The organism is uncultured Marinobacter sp. (assembly GCF_963974375.1).
GTDB lineage: Bacteria > Pseudomonadota > Gammaproteobacteria > Pseudomonadales > Oleiphilaceae > Marinobacter.
Genome location: NZ_CAXBDN010000322.1, coordinates 1 through 4,155 on the forward strand (window position 1 = coordinate 1; position 4,155 = coordinate 4,155).

A 4,155-nucleotide genomic window follows, 5' to 3' on the forward strand; every position below is an offset into this window, starting at 1 on the left:
AGCTGAAGCCGGCCTTCAAGAAAGATGGCACCGTTACTGCCGGCAACGCGTCTTCATTGAACGATGGCGCAGCCGCGGTTCTGGTATGCAGTGCCGCCAAAGCCAAGGAACTGGGACTGACACCGCTGGCCACCATCAAGGCCCACGCCAGTGCCGGTGTGGATCCCACCATCATGGGAACGGGTCCGATACCGGCCAGCCAGCGCTGTCTGCAAAAAGCCGGCTGGACCGTGGATGACCTGGATCTGATCGAAGCCAATGAAGCCTTCGCTGCTCAGGCAATCTCGGTAAACCGCGACCTGGGCTGGGACACCAACAAGGTGAACGTCAACGGTGGCGCCATTGCCCTGGGACACCCGATCGGTGCATCCGGCTGTCGTGTCCTGGTCACCCTGCTGCACGAGATGGCCCGCCGTGACGCCAAAAAAGGTCTGGCGACCCTGTGCATCGGCGGTGGTATGGGCGTGGCCCTGGCGGTGGAGCGCTAAACGCGCCCCCTGCTGACGCCCGCTCACCGTGTTCAACATCGTGCTCTACGAGCCGGAGATACCGCCCAATACCGGCAATATCATCCGGCTCAGCGCCAACACCGGCTGTCAGCTTCATCTGATCGAGCCCCTGGGGTTTACCCTGGAGGACAAACAGATGCGGCGGGCCGGTCTGGATTACAGTGAGTACGCCAGCGTAAAGGTGCACAGCAGTTACCAGGAGTTCCTGGCCACGGAAACCCCGCAGCGGCTGTTTGGCCTCACCACCAAGGGTAAGCATCATTACCACGAAGTGGCTTTTCAGGCCGGCGACTACCTGATGTTCGGCCCCGAAACCCGGGGGTTGCCAGATCACGTACGGGAAGGCTTGCATCCATCAAACTGTGTGCGGGTCCCTATGGTGCCGGGCAGCCGCAGCCTGAACCTGTCCAACACCGCCGCCCTGGTGGTTTTCGAGGCCTGGCGACAGCTGGGGTTCACCGGAGCCCGGTAGCGCGCCACTGAACCCTGCCCCACCGCCACTGCAGGCAAGGTTTCTCTCTCGCCTGTTTCTCACCTGACACAACGCAAAAAGCCGGCAACAGCCGGCTTTTCAGGTAAAACAGAACAGCATCAGTGAGTCTGCGGCGCCTCTGGTGCTGCAGCACCATTACCTTCTGCTTCCTGCTGCTTGCGTTTTACTGCTTGTGCGAAAATCGCATCGAAGTTCACCGGCGCCAGCATCAGTGCCGGGAAGCTGCCCTTGCTGACGATGTTATCGATGGATTCACGGGCATAGGGGAACAACAGGTTCGGGCAGTAGGCACCCAGCATCGGGCCAATCTGCTGCTCGGGGAAACCCTGCATAAGAAACACGCCGGCCTGCTGGATTTCCACCAGGTACGCCACTTTTTCATCAAGTTTGGCGGTAACCGTCAGGGACAACACCACTTCGTACTGGGTATCGCTCACTTTGGAGTGAGTGGTGTTCAGGTCCAGGTTCACCTGTGGCTTCCACTGATCCTGAAAAACCATGGGGGAATTCGGGGACTCGAAAGACAGGTCCTTCACGTAGATGCGCTGCAGTGCAAACTGGGGCTGGGTAGCCTGTTCGCTGCCGGCGGCAGCCTGCTGATTATCGGCCATGATCAATCCTTTCGTTCATTCAGTTGGAATTATAATGTCGCTTACTTTTTGACAAGCGGCAGGTTGGCACCTCGCCAGTCGGCAATACCACCGCTGAGGCGAACCACATTGGTGTAGCCTTCGGCTGTCAGTTGCTTTACCGCCATTGCCGAATGCTGACCCATCTTGTCGGCCACGATGATCTGCTTGTCCTGATGTTTTTTCAGCTCGCCGGCGCGTTCTTTGATGGCGCTGAGCGGAATATGCAGGGATCCGGTGATACGGCCTTCGTTGAAATCCTTCCGGTCACGGATATCCACCACGATGGCTTCGTCGCGGTTAATCAGACTCACCGCCTGCTGGGGTGAAACCTTCTTGCCGCCACGAAGGCTCTCGAGAAGAATCAGCGCCACCAGCAAGGCCACGAAGATCGATACGAGGATGTAATGATTTACAACAAACTCTAACAACCGTTCCATTCATTTGTCCCGAAAAATGCTTTGGCGGGATTATACACACCCACTGCCGGTGACAGAAGGTGCGTTCCGTAGCCGGACCCACCCAAAACGGGTTAGAATCCAGCCTCACATTCGTAAACTACTCCGGATTGAGTAATGACCATCACTCGCACGCCGACAGCTCTGATCATACTGGACGGCTGGGGTCACCGCGACCCGGCTGAAGACAATGCCATCAGCAATGCCAATACCCCCTTCTGGGACCAGCTCTGGCAACAGCAGCCGAAAACCCTGATCAACACCTCGGGAATGTTTGTGGGTCTGCCCCAGGGCCAGATGGGCAATTCCGAAGTCGGTCATATGAACCTTGGCGCCGGCCGGGTGGTCTACCAGAGCCTTACCCGCATCGACAAGGATCTGGCGGACGGTACGTTTGCCAGCAACCCGACCCTGTGCCGGGCTATCGACAAGGCTGTGGCCAACGGCGGAGCGGTTCATCTGATGGGTCTGCTTTCACCGGGTGGCGTCCACAGCCATGAAGAACATATTCTTGCCGCCGCTGAACTGGCCGCAAAGCGCGGCGCCAGCCGGGTTTACCTGCACGCGTTCCTGGATGGCCGCGACATGCCGCCTCGCAGTGCCCGCCCCTCGCTGGAAAAAGCCGCGGCCAGAATGAAAACTCTGGGAGTCGGCCGGGTCGCCACCATCGTCGGTCGCTATTTCGCCATGGACCGTGACAACCGCTGGGACCGGGTCGAACAAGCTTATAACTTGATGACCCTGGGCGAAGCAGAATTTACCGCAGCTGATCCCCTGCAGGCCATCGACCAGGCCTATGAGCGCGGAGAGAACGACGAATTTGTCAAAGCCACCCGCATTCAGGGTGACGGTGAGCCGGAAGCCACCATCAACGATGGCGACACCGTGCTGTTCATGAACTTCCGTGCCGACCGGGCCCGGGAAATGACCCGTTGCTTCGTTGACGAACACTTCGAAGGCTTTCGCCGCCGCAAGCATCCGGCACTGGCCGAGTTCGTCATGCTGACGGAATACGCAGCAGACATCGATACGGCCTGCGCTTACCCGCCGGAGCAGCTCGTCAATGGCCTTGGCGAGTATGTGTCCGGTCTTGGCAAAACCCAGCTTCGCATTGCCGAAACCGAAAAATACGCCCACGTCACCTTCTTCTTTAACGGCGGCTCGGAAACGCCCTTTGCCGGCGAAGACCGTATCCTGGTGCCTTCCCCCAACGTGGCCACCTACGACCTGAAACCGGAAATGAGCGCTCCGGAGGTGACGGACAAACTGGTTGAGGCCATCAGAAGCGGCAAATACGACCTGGTGGTCTGCAACTACGCCAATGGTGATATGGTGGGTCACACCGGCAAACTCGACGCCGCCATCAAGGCCGCAGAGTGTCTGGACCAGTGCGTCGCCCGAGTGGTAAAAGCCCTTGAGGAAGTGGGCGGGCAGGGCCTGATCACCGCCGATCACGGCAACTGTGAGCAGATGACCGACCCGGCTTCAGGCCAGGTTCACACCGCCCACACCATTGGCCCCGTACCACTGGTCTACGTTGGCCCCCGCAAGATCCGGCTGAAGGACGATGGCAGTCTCAGCGACATTGCACCTTCACTGCTGACCCTGATGGATCTGGAGCAGCCCCGGGAAATGAGCGGTCACAGCCTGGTTGAAGCGGGCTGATCACAGCACTACGGACAGTCAGGGCACCGTTTATGCCAGCAGTACGCCAATCAGGAAGCGCCAGCGGAAGTCTCCGGCTGGCGGTTATGACCCTGCTGCTGGCAGGAAGCCTGTTATGCCTCACAACGCCCGCTTCTGCCAACGATCAGGTAACACCCGCACAGATTGAAGCACTGAAACGGGAGATCTCCAGGATCGACCGCTGGCTGGAGCAGGCCCAGAAAGACCGCAGTGAACTGGAACGCACCCTGACCCGGACCGAACAGGACATCAGTCGCCTGACCCGCGAGCGTCGGGACCTGCAGGCACAGGCAGCAGCCACGGAGGCGGAGCTGCGCCAATTGCGCACCAGGGAGTCCGAGCTTGACCGCTCGCTCGCCGACCAGCGCACGGCCTTGCGA

At 59.5% G+C, this 4,155-nt stretch carries 4 protein-coding genes and 2 pseudogenes; 4 read left to right on the plus strand and 2 right to left on the minus strand.

Annotated features, from left to right (window positions below; all coding sequences use genetic code 11):
- A pseudogene (locus AAC035_RS19180) lies at positions 1-488 on the plus strand (acetyl-CoA C-acetyltransferase); the annotation flags it as partial.
- 28 nt (positions 489-516) lie between these two features.
- Positions 517-981 carry a tRNA (uridine(34)/cytosine(34)/5-carboxymethylaminomethyluridine(34)-2'-O)-methyltransferase TrmL gene (gene trmL / locus AAC035_RS19185; RefSeq protein WP_339806717.1) on the plus strand — a complete coding sequence of 155 codons (465 nt, stop codon included), beginning with the start codon at positions 517-519 and terminating at the stop codon, positions 979-981.
- A 119-nt stretch (positions 982-1,100) separates the two neighbouring features.
- Here the strand turns inward: trmL and secB are convergent, their stop codons facing one another.
- Both secB and AAC035_RS19195 read right to left on the minus strand, forming a co-directional pair.
- Positions 1,101-1,613 carry a protein-export chaperone SecB gene (gene secB, locus AAC035_RS19190; protein ID WP_339806718.1) on the minus strand — a complete coding sequence of 171 codons (513 nt, stop codon included), beginning with the start codon at positions 1,611-1,613 and terminating at the stop codon, positions 1,101-1,103.
- Between the two features lie 41 nt (positions 1,614-1,654).
- A complete protein-coding gene (locus tag AAC035_RS19195; protein WP_339806719.1) occupies positions 1,655-2,071 on the minus strand; it encodes a rhodanese-like domain-containing protein in 417 nt (138 codons plus the stop codon).
- Between the two features lie 135 nt (positions 2,072-2,206).
- On the opposite strand from AAC035_RS19195, the gene gpmI reads away from it, so the two are divergent.
- A complete protein-coding gene (gene gpmI, locus AAC035_RS19200) occupies positions 2,207-3,754 on the plus strand; it encodes a 2,3-bisphosphoglycerate-independent phosphoglycerate mutase (RefSeq protein ID WP_339806720.1) in 1,548 nt (515 codons plus the stop codon).
- A 32-nt stretch (positions 3,755-3,786) separates the two neighbouring features.
- Positions 3,787-4,155 (plus strand): annotated as a pseudogene (locus AAC035_RS19205) (hypothetical protein); the annotation flags it as partial.